The sequence below is a fragment of the Pseudomonas sp. NPDC089422 genome, from assembly GCF_044749405.1.
In the GTDB taxonomy this organism is placed as follows: Bacteria; Pseudomonadota; Gammaproteobacteria; order Pseudomonadales; family Pseudomonadaceae; genus Aquipseudomonas.
The window spans coordinates 22,719-37,371 of the sequence record NZ_JBIVHW010000010.1; the positions used below are offsets into that span (position 1 = coordinate 22,719).

Here is a 14,653-nt window from a genome sequence, read left to right on the forward strand (position 1 = left end):
TCGGCATGACCTCGCAGCGCACCCGCGAGCGGCTGATCCAGCGCCTCTACGAGGAAGGCGTGTCGAATGCCAAGGTGCTCGACGTGATTCGCCGGACCCCGCGCCACCTGTTCGTCGACGAGGCGCTGGCGCACCGGGCATACGAAGATACTGCGCTGCCGATCGGGCACAACCAGACCATCTCCCAGCCGTTCATGGTGGCGCACATGAGCGAGCTGCTGCTGGAAGCAGGGCCGTTGGACAAGGTACTGGAGATCGGCACCGGTTCCGGCTACCAGACCGCAATCCTGGCCCAGCTGGTCGAGCGGGTGTTCTCGGTGGAACGGATCAAGGTGCTGCAGGACCGTGCCAAGGAGCGCCTGGTAGAGCTCAACCTGCGCAATGTGGTATTCCGCTGGGGCGACGGCTGCGATGGCTGGCAGGCGCTGGCGCCTTACAATGGCATCATTGTCACCGCGGTGGCAGCGGAGGTGCCGCAGGCGCTGCTCGACCAGCTTGCGCCAGGGGGGCGTATGGTAATTCCGGTAGGCCAGGCCGGTGAGGTGCAGCAACTGATGCTGATCGTGCGCGAAGAGCACGGCTTCTCCCGCCGCGTACTGGGCGCGGTGCGTTTCGTGCCGTTGCTCAACGGTCCACTGGCCTGAGTCGCCAGGAATATTTGCAGCAGCAACGAATTCTTGCGGCGCGGCCCTGTCTATCTGGCGGGGCCTGGGCCCTGCCAATGCCGTCTGGCTTGGTTATAATTGCAACAATATTGCATTTCTTATCGTCTTATCGATTTTCGGCACCATGAGGGGAGCGCGGGTGGGGCACACAGTCATTCGGCAGCGCAAGGATCGGTCGGCTTTCAAGCTTCTGCTGATTGCACTGGCCATGGGCACCTTGCTGACAGGTTGCTCCAGCACGAGCTCCAGCAGTGCGCGCGTGGTCGATCGAAACACGGCTGCGCCCAAGCGACCGGCAGTGACTTCGGGGCAGTACGTCGTCAAGCCTGGCGACACGCTGTTCTCCATCGCGTTCCGCTATGGCTGGGACTACAAGGAGCTGGCGGCGCGCAACGGCATTGCTGCCCCGTACACCATCCGCCCGGGCCAGGCCATCCGTTTCAACAGCGGCTCCACCAGCAGCAGTACCGTGGTCTCCAGCCCATCCTCGTCGAGCAGGACAACGGTCATTCGTCGCCCTGCCGGAACGCCTATCACCCCGTCTGAAAACGGCGGAAAAACGACGCCAACAACGCCCGCCACGCCTGCTCCGGTGGTTACCACGGTGCCCGCCGCAGAGCGTGCGGTGGGGAACTGGACGTGGCCGGCCAATGGCGTGCTGATTGGTAAATTTGCTTCAAACGGTAGTTTGAATAAAGGCGTTGATATCGCCGGTGATTTGGGACAGCCTGTTTTTGCTGCGTCTGATGGTGCGGTGGTCTACGCCGGGAGTGGCTTGAGGGGCTACGGCGAGCTGATCATCATCAAGCACAGCGACACCTACGTCAGTGCCTACGGTCACAACCGCAGGCTGTTGGTTCGGGAGGGGCAGCAGGTCAAGGCAGGGCAGTCGATTGCTGAAATGGGGTCCACGGGCACAGATCGGGTGAAGCTGCATTTCGAGATTCGCCGCCAAGGTAAACCCGTCGATCCGCTCCAGTTCCTGCCACGCCGTTGATCGTTGTACCCCGGCCTGTTCCTTGGATGTAGAGGGGACAGGCTCCTGCGTTGCCAGGGAGACAGGCGCCGCAAGAGTCTGAGTTCGAACTCAGCAAAGGACTATAACAATGGCTCTCAGTAAAGAAGCGCCGGAGTTTGACATCGACGATGACGTCCTCCTCATGGAGACGGGCATCGTTTTGGAAACGGATGTGGTGTCAGACGAACCTGCTGTACCTTCGGTTCGGACCAGAGCGAAGTCGGGCTGTTCGCTCAAGCAACACAAGTACATCGATTACAGCCGGGCGCTCGATGCCACCCAGTTGTATCTCAACGAGATCGGATTCTCGCCTCTGCTTTCGCCGGAAGAGGAAGTCCACTTTGCGCGCCTGTCGCAAAAGGGTGACCCTGCTGGCCGCAAACGCATGATCGAAAGCAACCTGCGCCTGGTTGTGAAAATTGCCCGTCGTTACGTCAACCGTGGCCTGTCACTGCTCGACCTGATCGAGGAGGGCAACCTGGGGTTGATCCGCGCGGTGGAGAAGTTCGACCCGGAGCGCGGTTTCCGCTTCTCGACCTATGCGACCTGGTGGATCCGCCAGACCATCGAGCGGGCGATCATGAACCAGACCCGCACCATTCGCTTGCCGATCCACGTGGTCAAGGAGCTCAACGTCTACCTGCGTGCCGCGCGGGAACTGACCCAGAAGCTCGACCACGAACCGTCGCCTGAAGAAATCGCCACCCTGCTGGAGAAACCGGTCGCCGAGGTCAAGCGCATGCTGGGCCTGAACGAACGGGTGTCTTCCGTTGACGTGTCGCTCGGCCCGGATTCGGACAAGACCCTGCTCGACACCCTGACCGATGATCGCCCGACCGATCCGTGCGAACTGCTGCAGGACGATGACCTGTCGCAGAGCATTGATCAGTGGCTGGGTGAGCTGACCGACAAGCAGCGTGAGGTCGTGGTGCGCCGCTTCGGCCTGCGTGGGCACGAGAGCAGTACCCTGGAAGATGTTGGCCTGGAGATCGGCCTGACCCGCGAACGTGTGCGGCAGATCCAGGTGGAGGGGCTCAAGCGCCTGCGCGAGATCCTCGAGAAGAACGGGCTATCCAGCGAGTCGCTGTTTCAGTAAGCCGGGCTTCACTGTATCTGAAGCGCCCCGATGACCTCGGGGCGTTTTTGTTTCTGGGGTTTTGGTAATCCTGTGCCGGCCTCTTCGCGGGGCAATGACTGGCGTAAATCTGAAGCCGAGCAATGTGTACGGCGCTACCCCTGATGTATGGCGTGTAAGCCTTTTCTTACTCTTTCTGTAAGCCATCAGTGTAACTACCAGTAAATCAATGTCGGTTTCAGATTCTGCTTATTCTTAACTAGTTGAAACCAATACGTTTTTTGGCTGTGTGGAAATGTGTCCTCCGCAATATCTTGAAAGATCTCGCAGTTGCCTGCCTCAGGGAACTCGCTAGTATTCGAACTGTGCACACGGACATGCACAGGCTTTCAGGGAGAAGGCCAGGGACATCGCAAGAAGCGATTTCATCAGGATGATGTTTGGGACAAGCAGGGACTACGGAAAAAAATGTGGGCGGGTCAAACCGCCCCTTTTTTTTGCCCGCAGAAAATGAAAAAAGGCCCGTTGCGGGCCTTTTTCGTATTCGGGCGCTTAGCGCTCCAGATCGTCGATCTTGCCGGTCTTGCCGTCCCACTCTTCAGCGTCGGGCAGGGCGTCCTTTCGCTCAGTGATGTTCGGCCAGATTTCCGCCAGCTCGGCGTTGAGCTCGATGAAGTTTTCCATGCCAGCAGGGATCTCGTCTTCCGAGAAGATCGCCTGGGCCGGGCACTCAGGCTCGCACAGTGCACAGTCGATGCACTCGTCCGGGTGAATCACCAGGAAGTTCGGGCCTTCGTAGAAGCAGTCCACCGGACAGACTTCCACGCAGTCGGTGTATTTGCATTTGATGCAGTTGTCGGTGACGACGAAGGTCATTTCTAGTTCTCTCCTCAGGCGACGGCGGCGGCCCTTCCTCTCAGGGCCGCGCGGTTTACGGGCATGTGGCTGCAGGCCAGGCTAATAACCTGCAGCACCAGCAAACCGCGGCGGATTCTACCAGCTTGTAGTGGGCGCCGTTATAACAGGTTCTTTAGTTGATATAGCATTTCGATAGCTTGACGCGGGGTCATGTCATCCAGGTCCAGCTTGCCCAGCTTCTCGATGGCCGGGTGTGGCAGGCTGGCGAACAGGTCGCTCTGGTGTGGGACTTGCGGCTCGTCCTTGGCCTTTTTGCTCACCGGTGCTTCATGGGGCAGGCTGGTGGTTTCCAGCCTACCCAGGTGCTCGCGTGCGCGCAGGATCACTGGCGCCGGCACGCCCGCCAGCTGCGCCACGGCCAGGCCGTAGCTCTGGCTGGCAGGGCCAGGCAGCACGTGGTGCAGGAAGACGATACGCTCGTTGTGCTCGGTGGCGTTCAGGTGCACGTTGGCCACCAGCGGTTCACTCTCCGGCAGCACGGTCAGCTCGAAGTAGTGGGTGGCAAACAGGGTGTAGGCGCGCAGCTGGGCCAGGCGCTCGGCGGCGGCCCAGGCCAGCGACAGGCCGTCGAAGGTGCTGGTGCCGCGGCCGACTTCGTCCATCAGCACCAGGCTGCGGTCGGTCGCGTTGTGCAGGATATTGGCGGTTTCGCTCATCTCCACCATGAAGGTCGAACGCCCGCCGGCCAGGTCGTCGCTGGAGCCGATACGGGTGAAGATGCGGTCGACCAGCGACAGCTCGCAGCTGGCTGCGGGTACGAAGCTGCCGATGTGCGCCATCAGGACGATCAGGGCGGTCTGGCGCATGTAGGTGGATTTACCGCCCATGTTCGGGCCGGTGATGATCAGCATGCGCGTGCTGTTGTCCAGGCCCAGGTCGTTGGCCACGAACGGCGTGGTCAGCACCTGCTCGACTACCGGGTGACGGCCCTGCTCGATGCGCAGGCACGGCTCGTCGGTGAAGCGCGGGCAGTTCAGGTCGAGGTTCAGCGCACGCTCGGCAAGGTTGCTCAGCACGTCGATCTCGGCCAGCGCGGCGGCGCTGTCCTGCAGGGGGGCCAGGTGGCTGATGAGGGTTTCCAGCAGCGCGTCGTAGAGCATCTTTTCGCGCGCCAGGGCGCGACTCTTGGCTGACAGCGCCTTGTCCTCGAAGGCCTTGAGCTCGGGCGTGATGAAGCGCTCGGCGCCCTTCAGGGTCTGGCGGCGGATATAGTCGCCCGGGGCCTGCTCGGCCTGCTTGGTCGGCAGCTCGATGAAGTAGCCGTGCACACGGTTGTAGCCGACCTTGAGGTTGGCCAGGCCGGTGCGGGCCTTCTCGCGGGTTTCCAGGTCGATGAGGAACTGGCCGGCGTTCTCGCTGATCGCCAGCAGTTCGTCCAGCTCGCTGTCGTAGCCGGCCTTGAGTACGCCGCCGTCGCGGATGACCGCTGGCGGGTTGTCGATGATCGCGCGTTCCAGCAGGCTGGCCAGCTCCGGGTAGGTGCCGGTAATGGCGGCCAGGCGCGCCAGGTGCGGCGCTTCCAGCTCGCTCATGGCGTTCTGCAGTTCGGGCAGGGCGCCGAGGGCATCGCGCAGGCGCGCCAGGTCACGCGGGCGGGCATTGCGCAGGCCGATACGGGCGAGGATCCGCTCGATATCGCCGATTTCCTTGAGCTGCGGCTGCAGCTTTTCGAAGCGGTAGCCGTCGAGCAGGCAGCGGATCGAGTCCTGACGTGCCTGCAGCACCTTGAGGTCGCGCAGCGGGCGGTTCAACCAGCGGGTCAGTAGGCGGCTGGCCATGGCGGTCTGGCAGCGGTCGATCACCGATTGCAGGGTGTTGTCGCGGCCACCGGCCAGGTTGACGTCCAGTTCCAGGTTGCGGCGGCTGGCGCCGTCGAGGATCACCGTGTCGTCCAGGCGCTCGTGGCGCAGGCTGCGCAGGTGCGGCAGGGCCGTACGCTGGGTTTCCTTGGCGTAGGTCAGCAGGCAGCCAGCGGCGCCGATGGCCAGGGTCAGCTTGTCACAGCCAAAGCCCTTGAGGTCCTTGGTCGCGAACTGCTGGCACAAGGCCTTGCGCGCCGAGTCGCGGTCGAAGTCCCACGGCGCGCGGCGACGGGCACCCGGGCGCTTCTCGGCTGGCAGGTCGCGCGGCCAGTCGTCGGGGATCAGCAGCTCTACCGGGTTCAGGCGTTCGAGCTCGGCCAGCAGGTTTTCCCAGCCTTTGATTTCCTGCACGCTGAAGTTGCCGCTAGTGATGTCCAGTACCGCCAGGCCGAACAGGCGTTCGTCACCGAGCAGGGCGGCGATCAGGTTGTCGCGGCGCTCGTCGAGCAGGGCCTCGTCACTGACCGTGCCGGGGGTGATGATGCGCACCACCTGGCGTTCCACCGGGCCCTTGCTGGTGGCCGGATCGCCGATCTGCTCGCAGATCACCACCGACTCGCCGAGCTTGACCAGCTTGGCCAGGTAGCCCTCCAGCGAATGGAACGGAATCCCGCACATGGGGATCGACTGGCCGGCCGACTGACCGCGCGCGGTCAGGGTGATGTCCAGCAGTTTCGCGGCTTTCTTCGCATCTTCGTAGAAGATTTCGTAGAAGTCGCCCATGCGGTAGAACATCAGCTGGTCCGGGTGCTGGTTTTTCAGCTTCCAGTACTGCTGCATCATTGGGGTGTGTGCGGAAAGATCAGACATTCAGGGCCTTACAGCGGGTGATCTGGTTGGCGATTGTGAAACCGGCAATGGTACAGGCTTTTTCAACCAGATGCAGGCGCGGGCCATGGGGCATGCGCGCGCAGCCAGGCGCATTGCATTTGCTGGCGCACGCCTGCATTATGCACGCTATGCAAAAACGCAACGTAGCCACCGTACTCAGAGAACTGCTCGACCGCCACGGCCTGTCCCCGACGGAGCTGCACCGGCGCACGGGTGTCCCTCAATCCACCTTGTCGCGGATTCTCGGCGGCAAGATCGTCGACCCTTCCGACAAGCACGTGTCGAAGATCGCCGACTACTTCGGTGTGAGCACCGAGCAGTTGCGCGGCCGCGCCGAGCTTGGCGAGTCGCGCGAAACCGCGTTGCCGGCCCACGGCCATGCGGACCTCAGCGACATCAGCCTGTGGGACGATGAAACCCCCGTCGAGGATGACGAGGTGTCGGTACCTTTCCTTCGCGAGGTCGAATTGGCAGCAGGATCAGGAAGATTCGTCATCGAAGAGAGCGAGCGTGCGCGGCTGCGTTTCGGCAAGCGCAGCCTGCGCCACAATGGCGTGCAGTTCGACCAGGCCAAGTGCGTGACCGTGCGTGGCAACAGCATGCTGCCGGTGCTGCGCGATGGTGCGACGGTCGGCGTGAACACCGGCAAATGCACGATCGGCGACATCATCGATGGCGACCTCTACGCCATCAACCATAACGGCCAGTTGCGGGTGAAGCAGGTCTATCGCCTGCCTACCGGCATCCGCCTGCGCAGTTTCAACCGCGATGAACACCCCGACGAGGACTACAGCTTCCAGCAGATGCAGGACGAGCAGATCAGCCTGCTTGGGCATGTATTCTGGTGGGGCATGTACGCTCGCTGACGACCCCGCTCCCAGAAAACCCGCTTCGGCGGGTTTTTTTTCGCCTGCAGAAAATCCCTACACATCAGGCCATGCATGGCCTGCATGCATAAAAGCAAAATCTAGCGCATAGAAATTTGAAGAAATGCATTGACTGCATATGCATGAATGCATAGCCTGTGTCTCAAGCCGGACGGAAACCGGTTGTTACACAGGCAGCGATGGACAGGCCTCAACTGTCCAGAGGGTTGGCAACTGGCCCGGGTGTGCAGCGTAAAGCACCACGAACAGTTATCCGGCGGGCAGGTGGCCGCGGTCGGAGTCACCAATTTGTAGCGGAACCGCGCGGCGTCACCAGACGTGGCCGGCGGTTCGACAACGCATTACTGAAAAGCCTGGCGAGCCGGGCTTTTTGGAATGCCGAGGCTTTTGAAATTTGCAGATAACCCACAACCCGCCTGTTGGCCTTGCCAACAGGCCCTACACAGGAGACAGGACAGTGACGAACGAGCAACAAGCGTTGCTGGAGATGCCGCTCTGGCTGGTAATCGTCCTGGCATTGCTGGGCGGCCTGAGCGGCGAAATGTGGCGGGCCGACAAGGCCGGTGCCACGGGCTGGTCACTGCTGCGACGGCTGGCGCTGCGCTCCGGGGCCTGCATGGTCTGCGGCGTGTCGACGGTGATGCTGCTGTATGCCGGCGGCCTTTCGATCTGGGCGGCCAGTGCATTTGGCTGCATGACTGCGGTTGGCGGCGCCGATGTCGCCATGCGCCTGTACGAACGCTGGGCGATTCGACGCCTGGGTTTGCGCGACAACACCCAGGCCGACGAGCCATAAGGAGAATATGCATGAGCGAACTGGCCACTTTGCATGCGGCCGTGACCGCAACGATTCGTGAGGCAATGCCGGAACTGGCCTCGGTCGATGCCTATACCGCTGTAGGAAATGCCCCGGAGCGACCGGCGCTGCGCCACGGCATCGTGCAAATGACGGCAGATGCAGCGCCGCGCGATGGCCGTTCGGTGTTGATCGCCACCTTCGAGGCGGACATCACCGCCGACAGCGCCAACCCCGAAGCGCGGTTGCAGGGCAGCCTGCTAGCCGCACAACTGATGGACCTGCTGCGCCAGCAACATTGGGCTCTGGACTTCGTCGAGGCCAGCCGCAACGTGCAGGCGCAGTTCGAGGGCAGCGCCTGGACCGTGCGCTGGGACCAGCCGGTGCTGCTTGGCGAGGCGCGCTGGAACTGGCCGAACCAGCCACTCGGTAGCCTGAGGCTGGGTTTCGCGCCCGATATCGGCTTGGGCAATGAAGTGCAGTACATCGCCCCGGAGGACCTGTCATGAGCTACGTCAGTGCCATGCATGATCGCATGCTGGCGTGCCTGGTGATTCCCTGCCGGGTGGTGGCGGTGGACCTTGCCGCCGCCCGGGTGCGGGTGTCTGACGGTAGCGGCTGGACCAGCGCCTGGCTGCGCTGGCACGCCCAGGCTGCCGGGCAGGCGCGGCACTGGCGAGCACCCAGCCTGGGCGAGCAGGGCGTGCTGCTCAGCCCCAGCGGCGAGCCTGCCCAGGGCACGTTCCTGCCCGGGCTGTATGGCAATGCCGGCAATGCGCCGGACACCCGCGAGCATACCGAGGTCTGGCGTTTCGCCGATGGCGGTTCGCTCAGCTACGACTGGCAGGCCAGCCACTACGACATCGAACTGCCTGGCGGCAGCGCGACGATCAAGGTCGGCGCCAGCACCGTGCAGGTCAGCGAGGCTGCAATCAGCCTGCAGTCGGCAGCGATCAACCTCACAGGCAAGGTCACGGTCGATGGCCCCTTGCAGGTCAGCGGCGATATCAACGGCGGTGGGCGGATCATCGATACCGCCGGCAACACGGCCAATCACAAACATTGAATCAAGCCCGCCCATGCGGGCTTTTTCATATCAGGAGAATGCCATGCATACCCATGAACAGGGCGGTGCACCATGATCGGCATGGACCGCCGCACCGGCCAGCCGCTGGCCGGCATCGATCATTTGCGCCAGTCCATCGAAGACATCCTCACCACGCCGCTGGGTAGCCGGCGCATGCGCCCGGAGTACGGCAGCCAGTTGCGGCGTTTCGTCGACCTGCCGGTCAATGAGGGCTGGAAGAGTGCCGTGCAGGCCGAAGTGGCCCGCGCACTGGGCCGTTGGGAGCCGCGCTTGCAACTGGAGCGGGTCAAGGTCGTCGCCGTGCTCGACGGCCAGGTCAGCCTGGCCTTGAGTGGCCGCTACCTGGGCGACGAAGCCATGGTGGAGGTGAGCGTATGAGCCAGGTCGACCTGTCGAATCTGCCAGCACCACAGCTGCTCGAAGACCTCGACTACGAAACCCTCTACCAGGCCGATCTGGAGACCTTCCGCGAATACCTGGGCGACGCCTGGACCGCCAATCTGGAGAGCGACCCCGTCACCAAGCTGCTCGAGGTCGGTGCCTACCGCAAGCTGCTCAACCGGGCCCGCATCAACGACGCCGCCAAGGCGCTGCTGCTGGCCTACGCCCAGGGCACTGACCTGGACCAGCTGGCGGCCAATGTCAGCCTGCAGCGCCTGGTGATCCAGGCCGATGACCTGGCCAGCGTCCCGCCCGTCGAGGCCTTGCTGGAGTCGGACGATGCCCTGCGCGAGCGGGTGCAACTGGTCTACGAAGGCCTGACCACCGCCGGCCCGCGCAACAGTTACATCCTGCATGCCCGCAACGCTTCGGGGCAGGTGGCTGACGCCACCGCCGAAAGCCCGTCGCCGGCCGTGGTGGATGTCACCGTGCTGGGCCTGGAGGGCAATGGCGTGGCCAGCGCAGAGCTGCTGGCGCAGGTGGCGGCCTACCTCAATGATGATGATGTCCGGCCCGTCGCCGACCGGGTCAATGTGCGCAGTGCCGAGGTGTTGCCGTATCACATCGATGCCGTGTTGTACCTGGCTGACAGTGGCCCTGAGTACGAGGCGATCCTTGCCGAGTGCCAGCGCCGGCTCGAAGCCTGGATCAATCCGCGGCGGCGCCTGGGCGTGGAAGTGGCCCGCTCGGGCATCGATGCTCAGCTGCATATCGACGGGGTCAGCAGGGTCGAGCTGAACGGCTGGGCCGATATCCGCCCGAGCAAATCCCAGGCAGCCTGGTGCACGGGCTTCACGCTCAAGCGGGGTGGCTGACATGCAGAGCCTGTTGCCGCTCAACCATACAGCGCTGGAGCGGGCCATCGAAGTGGCGGCCGATGAGGACCTCATGGTCAGCCTGCGCCAGCTCTACAGCCCGGACAGCTGCCCCGCGCACCTGCTTTATCACCTGGCCTGGGCCTGGTCAGTGGACCGTTGGGAGGATAGCTGGAGCGAAGAGATCAAGCGTTCGGTCATCCGTTCGGCGTTCTTCGTCCATGCCCACAAAGGCACCCTCGGTGCGCTCAGGCGGGTGGTGGAACCGTTCGGTTACCTGATCGAGGTGCAGGAGTGGTGGCAAGCCACGCCGCCCGCACAGGCGGGCACCTTCGCCCTGAAGATCGGCGTTTCCGATGCGGGCATCAGCGAAAGCACCTACCAGGAACTGTCATCGCTGATCGATGACGCCCGGCCAGTCAGCCGCCACCTGACTGGCCTGGTGATCAGCCTCGAAAGCCGAGGCGACATTCATGTCGGCTGCGCGATCCAGGATGGCGACGAACTGGACATCTACCCGCTGACGCCACGTGACATCGAGGTCATTGGCGTCGTAGGCCGGGGCGGCCGCGAACATACAATCGATACCTTGGACATTGCACATGGTTGACCAGACTTCTCAGTTCTACGCCATCCTCACCAACGTGGGCGCGGCGAAACAGGCCAATGCCGATGCCTTGGGCATTGCCTGGAAAATCACCCAGATGGGTGTCGGCGATGCCAACGGCTCCGACCCCACACCCAACGCCACCCAGACCAGCCTGATCAACGAATGGCGCCGCGCGCCGCTGAACCAGCTGAAGGTGGATGACAATAACAGCGCGATCATCATTGCCGAACAGGTCATTCCGGCTGATGTCGGCGGCAAGTGGATCCGCGAGATTGCGCTTTACGATGCTGATGGCGACATGGTGGCCGTGGCCAACTGTGCGCCGACCTACAAACCGTTGTTGAGCCAGGGCTCGGGGCGCACCCAGGTGGTGCGGATGAACCTGGTAGTCAGCAGTGCCAGTAACGTGCAGCTGAAGATTGATCCGGCAGTGGTGCTGGCTACTCGGGAGTGGGTGAGCGAAGAGTTGGCCAGGCAGGATTTCAAGCATTCTGTACTGGTTGCAACTACAGCAAACATCAACTTGAGTGGTTTACAGACGATAGATGGCGTAGCGCTAGTTGCGGGAGCGCGGGTCTTGGTGAAGAACCAGGCTGCCGCCAAGGACAATGGCATCTATCAGGCTGCAGCGGGAGAGTGGAGCCGTAGCAGCGACGCCGATACCGATGCCAAAGTGACCCCGGGATTACTGATATTGGTAGAGAGGGGGACAGCCAATAGCGACAGTGCCTGGCAATTGGTCAGCGACGGGCCGATTACGGTGGGTGTTAGTGCACAAGCGTACGAAATGGCTTTCGGGCGCAGCGGAATTACGGCGGGAACGTATCGCAGCGTCACGGTAGACAAGTATGGCCGTGTGACCGCTGCAACTAACCCAAGCACGGTAGCAGGCTACGGCCTGACAGATGTTCTTACCACCTCTCAAGTTAATAACGCACTCAGTCTCAAGGCAAACCTGGCCAGTCCGGCGTTCACGGGGCTTCCCAGCGCCCCGACCGCTGCTCGCGATGACAACAGTACCCAATTGGCTACAACGGAGTTCGTCAAGCAGCTGGGTCTTAACTTGCCAAGTGCTGGAGTCGGGTTATCCAATGGACAAACCTTGAGTCAGGCGCATGCTGGCAAGTATTCCACCATGTCCGGAGTGGGTAGTTGGACCGGCACTCTATATCTTCCCGACTCGGGGATATCAAATGGATCGGTTTTCATCGTGTCGGTTGGCTCGGGAACCGGAACCCTTACAGTGAACGCGCCTCGTTCTGGCAAAGGATACATTGCCGTTGGTTCAACGGCATATGCGGCAGTGACCGTTACGGATCTAGACCCGCCGCTGATATTGACGTGTGTTTCTGACGGCATTTATGGGCTTGTTGCAGGCGGCGCGACAAGCACCACCAGCGCTCACTTTCCTTTCCGCGGTCGGGCGCTCTATTCCAAGGCAGGTACTTACCAATGGCAAGTACCTGCCAATGTGACTCGAGTGTTTGTGGATGTTCGCGGAGGGGGGGGCAGCGGTGCGTTAGGACCACCTGAGACAGGCGCGGGTGGTGGTGGTGGCGGCGGAATCTGTAGTCGTATCTGCCTTGTTACTCCTGGAGCGAGCATCACTGTAACGGTTGCTGCAGGCGGCAAGTCCGTGAGTGTCGTAAATACGACAGGCTCACCGGGTGGTACATCGTCGTTCGGTTCGTTCTGTTCCGCGACTGGGGGAGAGGGGGGCTCGCTATCTAACGGAGCGGGCGGCGGTATGGGTGTTGGTGGCGACTTCAACGCCTCCTTGGGAGCTGGCTCACCGCCTGTTCGCAACACGAATAACTCTGGTGCTTGGGGCGGGCCTGGCGGTGGCGGGGAGTCAATTTATGCCGCCAGTGATTTTTCCACGCTGACGCAGCCAGGCATGGGCGGTGCCGGTCGAACGATTACCAGGTCGCAGGCGGGCGCCGATGGCTGTGTATTCATTACTTACTGAAGAGATTTGATATGTGGGCACGAATTGCAAACGGTCTGGTGATGGAAGTTACCGATATCGATCCATTCGACCGCTATCATTCCGAGCTTGTCTGGAAAGAGTGTTCTCTTGAGACCATGCCCGGTTGGAAAGTTGTCGAGGGCGGTTATGCTCCCCCTTCTGAGATGAGTGAAGGTGAGTTGATTCAAGCGCTACGCATGTGGCGTGACTATCAGTTGCAATCTAGCGAATGGCTGGTGATGCGTCATCGTGACGAGCTTGCAATGAACATCACGAGTTCGCTGTCGTCTGGGCAATACAGTGAGCTACTGACCTACCGACAGAGTCTTCGCGATTGGCCAACTTCTTCACTGTTTCCTGATTCCTCATCGAAGCCAGAGCCGCCGGCTTGGCTCGCTCTTCAAACTCAGTAAAGCCCCGTCTCTTCGGGGCTTTTTTCTATCTGGCGGATTCTTACCCGGCCCTGCACCCGCAGGGCCTTTTCGTACCTGAACCTGGAGTAAACCTACATGAGTGGATTCTTCCACGGCGTCACCGTGACCAACGTCGACACCGGCGCCCGCAGCATCGCGCTGCCTTCTTCCTCGATCATCGGCCTGGTCGACACCTTCACCGAAGGTGCTGGCGCCACCGCCAAGGCCAACGACCTGGTGCTGATCACCAGCGAACGTGAAGCCGTCGCCGCCTTCGGTGAGAAGGCGGCCATTACCAAGGCCTGCCGCGCTATCTTCACCCGTGCCAAGGCAGTCATCGTCGCCTGTGGCGTGGCCAAGGTGGATGATGCAGCCGAGCAGACCGCAGCGATCATCGGCAGCGTGCAGGCCGACGGCAAGCGCACCGGCCTGCAGGCGCTGCTCGATGGCAAGAGCCGTTTCAACGCCCAGCCACGGCTGCTGGCCGCGCCGCGCCACAGCGCCACCCAGGCGGTCGGGACTGCGCTGGTAGCCCTGGCCGACAAGTTGCGCGGCATCGCCATCATCGACGGCCCCAACACCACCGACGAAGCGGCTGTCGACTACGCCAAGAACTTCGGCGCCAAACGCGCCTTCATGGTCGACCCGGGCGTGCAGTACTTCGACAACGGCGAGGAAGCCACCGTCGATGCGCCGGGCTCGGCCTGGGTCGCCGGCCTGTTCGCCTGGACCGACAGTGAATACGGCTTCTGGGCCTCGCCGTCGAACAAGGAGTTCGTCGGCATCACCGGCACCACTCGCCCGGTGGAGTTCCTCGATGGTGACGACAGCTGCCGTGCCAACCTGCTGAACAACGCCAACATCGCCACCATCATCCGCGACGACGGCTTCCGCCTGTGGGGTAACCGCACCCTGTCCAGCGACCCGAAATGGGCCTTCGTCACCCGTGTGCGGACCATGGACATCGTCATGGACGCGATCCTCTACGGCCACAAATGGGCCGTCGACCGCGCCATCACCGCCACCTACGTCAAGGACGTCACCGAGGGCCTGCAGGCCTTCATGCGCGACCTGAAGAACCAGGGCGCGATCATCAACTTCGAGGTCTTCGCCGACCCGGAGCTGAACACCGCCAGCCAGCTCGAGCAGGGCAAGGTGTACTGGAACATCCGCTTTACCGACGTGCCGCCTGCCGAAAACCCCAATTTCCGCGTTGAAGTCACTAACCAGTGGCTGACCGAAGTCCTCGATTCCGCTGCTTAAGGA

The 14,653-nt window shown here is 62.2% G+C and carries 15 protein-coding genes; 13 read left to right on the plus strand and 2 right to left on the minus strand.

The window, feature by feature from the left end; all coding sequences use genetic code 11:
- The first annotated feature begins 5 nt into the window (after window positions 1–5).
- The 3 genes from ACIPZ8_RS19025 (at window position 6) to rpoS (ending at window position 2,779) form a co-directional block, all read left to right on the plus strand.
- Window positions 6–644 (plus strand): protein-L-isoaspartate(D-aspartate) O-methyltransferase, encoded by a 639-nt coding sequence (locus ACIPZ8_RS19025; protein ID WP_400726654.1) that lies wholly within the window; start codon window positions 6–8, stop codon window positions 642–644.
- Between the two features lie 160 nt (window positions 645–804).
- On the plus strand, window positions 805–1,662 hold the full coding sequence (locus ACIPZ8_RS19030; RefSeq protein WP_400726211.1) for a peptidoglycan DD-metalloendopeptidase family protein: 858 nt from the start codon (window positions 805–807) through the stop codon (window positions 1,660–1,662).
- A 109-nt stretch (window positions 1,663–1,771) separates the two neighbouring features.
- Window positions 1,772–2,779 carry an RNA polymerase sigma factor RpoS gene (gene rpoS, locus ACIPZ8_RS19035; RefSeq protein ID WP_400726213.1) on the plus strand — a complete coding sequence of 336 codons (1,008 nt, stop codon included), beginning with the start codon at window positions 1,772–1,774 and terminating at the stop codon, window positions 2,777–2,779.
- Between the two features lie 531 nt (window positions 2,780–3,310).
- Here the strand turns inward: rpoS and fdxA are convergent.
- Complete coding sequence (gene fdxA, locus ACIPZ8_RS19040; protein WP_400726216.1) at window positions 3,311–3,634, minus strand: ferredoxin FdxA; 324 nt, start codon at window positions 3,632–3,634, stop codon at window positions 3,311–3,313.
- Window positions 3,635–3,774: 140 nt separating this feature from the next.
- On the minus strand, window positions 3,775–6,348 hold the full coding sequence (gene mutS, locus ACIPZ8_RS19045; RefSeq protein WP_400726219.1) for a DNA mismatch repair protein MutS: 2,574 nt from the start codon (window positions 6,346–6,348) through the stop codon (window positions 3,775–3,777).
- 149 nt (window positions 6,349–6,497) lie between these two features.
- On the opposite strand from mutS, the gene ACIPZ8_RS19050 reads away from it, so the two are divergent.
- The 10 genes from ACIPZ8_RS19050 to ACIPZ8_RS19095 all read left to right on the plus strand — a co-directional run bounded on the left by ACIPZ8_RS19050 (window position 6,498) and on the right by ACIPZ8_RS19095 (window position 14,650).
- A complete protein-coding gene (locus ACIPZ8_RS19050) occupies window positions 6,498–7,235 on the plus strand; it encodes a helix-turn-helix transcriptional regulator (RefSeq protein WP_400726222.1) in 738 nt (245 codons plus the stop codon).
- 478 nt (window positions 7,236–7,713) lie between these two features.
- Window positions 7,714–8,052, plus strand: coding sequence for a phage holin family protein (locus tag ACIPZ8_RS19055; protein ID WP_400726225.1), 339 nt, complete (start codon window positions 7,714–7,716; stop codon window positions 8,050–8,052).
- 11 nt (window positions 8,053–8,063) lie between these two features.
- A complete protein-coding gene (locus tag ACIPZ8_RS19060) occupies window positions 8,064–8,561 on the plus strand; it encodes a hypothetical protein (RefSeq protein WP_400726228.1) in 498 nt (165 codons plus the stop codon).
- On the plus strand, window positions 8,558–9,118 hold the full coding sequence (locus ACIPZ8_RS19065) for a phage baseplate assembly protein V (protein WP_400726230.1): 561 nt from the start codon (window positions 8,558–8,560) through the stop codon (window positions 9,116–9,118). The genes ACIPZ8_RS19060 and ACIPZ8_RS19065 overlap by 4 nt, the downstream gene beginning before the upstream one ends.
- Window positions 9,119–9,190: 72 nt before the next feature.
- A complete protein-coding gene (locus ACIPZ8_RS19070) occupies window positions 9,191–9,517 on the plus strand; it encodes a GPW/gp25 family protein (RefSeq protein ID WP_400726233.1) in 327 nt (108 codons plus the stop codon).
- Complete coding sequence (locus ACIPZ8_RS19075; protein ID WP_400726236.1) at window positions 9,514–10,395, plus strand: baseplate J/gp47 family protein; 882 nt, start codon at window positions 9,514–9,516, stop codon at window positions 10,393–10,395. Before ACIPZ8_RS19070 ends, ACIPZ8_RS19075 begins: the two co-directional genes overlap by 4 nt.
- Window position 10,396: 1 nt before the next feature.
- Complete coding sequence (locus ACIPZ8_RS19080; protein WP_400726239.1) at window positions 10,397–11,005, plus strand: phage tail protein I; 609 nt, start codon at window positions 10,397–10,399, stop codon at window positions 11,003–11,005.
- Window positions 10,998–12,974 (plus strand): phage tail protein, encoded by a 1,977-nt coding sequence (locus ACIPZ8_RS19085; protein ID WP_400726242.1) that lies wholly within the window; start codon window positions 10,998–11,000, stop codon window positions 12,972–12,974. Before ACIPZ8_RS19080 ends, ACIPZ8_RS19085 begins: the two co-directional genes overlap by 8 nt.
- An 11-nt stretch (window positions 12,975–12,985) precedes the next feature.
- Entirely contained in the window at window positions 12,986–13,387 is a 402-nt protein-coding gene (locus ACIPZ8_RS19090; protein ID WP_400726245.1) for a phage tail assembly chaperone, read from the plus strand.
- A gap of 96 nt (window positions 13,388–13,483) precedes the next feature.
- Window positions 13,484–14,650, plus strand: coding sequence for a phage tail sheath subtilisin-like domain-containing protein (locus ACIPZ8_RS19095; RefSeq protein ID WP_400726247.1), 1,167 nt, complete (start codon window positions 13,484–13,486; stop codon window positions 14,648–14,650).
- The last annotated feature ends 3 nt before the right edge of the window (window positions 14,651–14,653 follow it).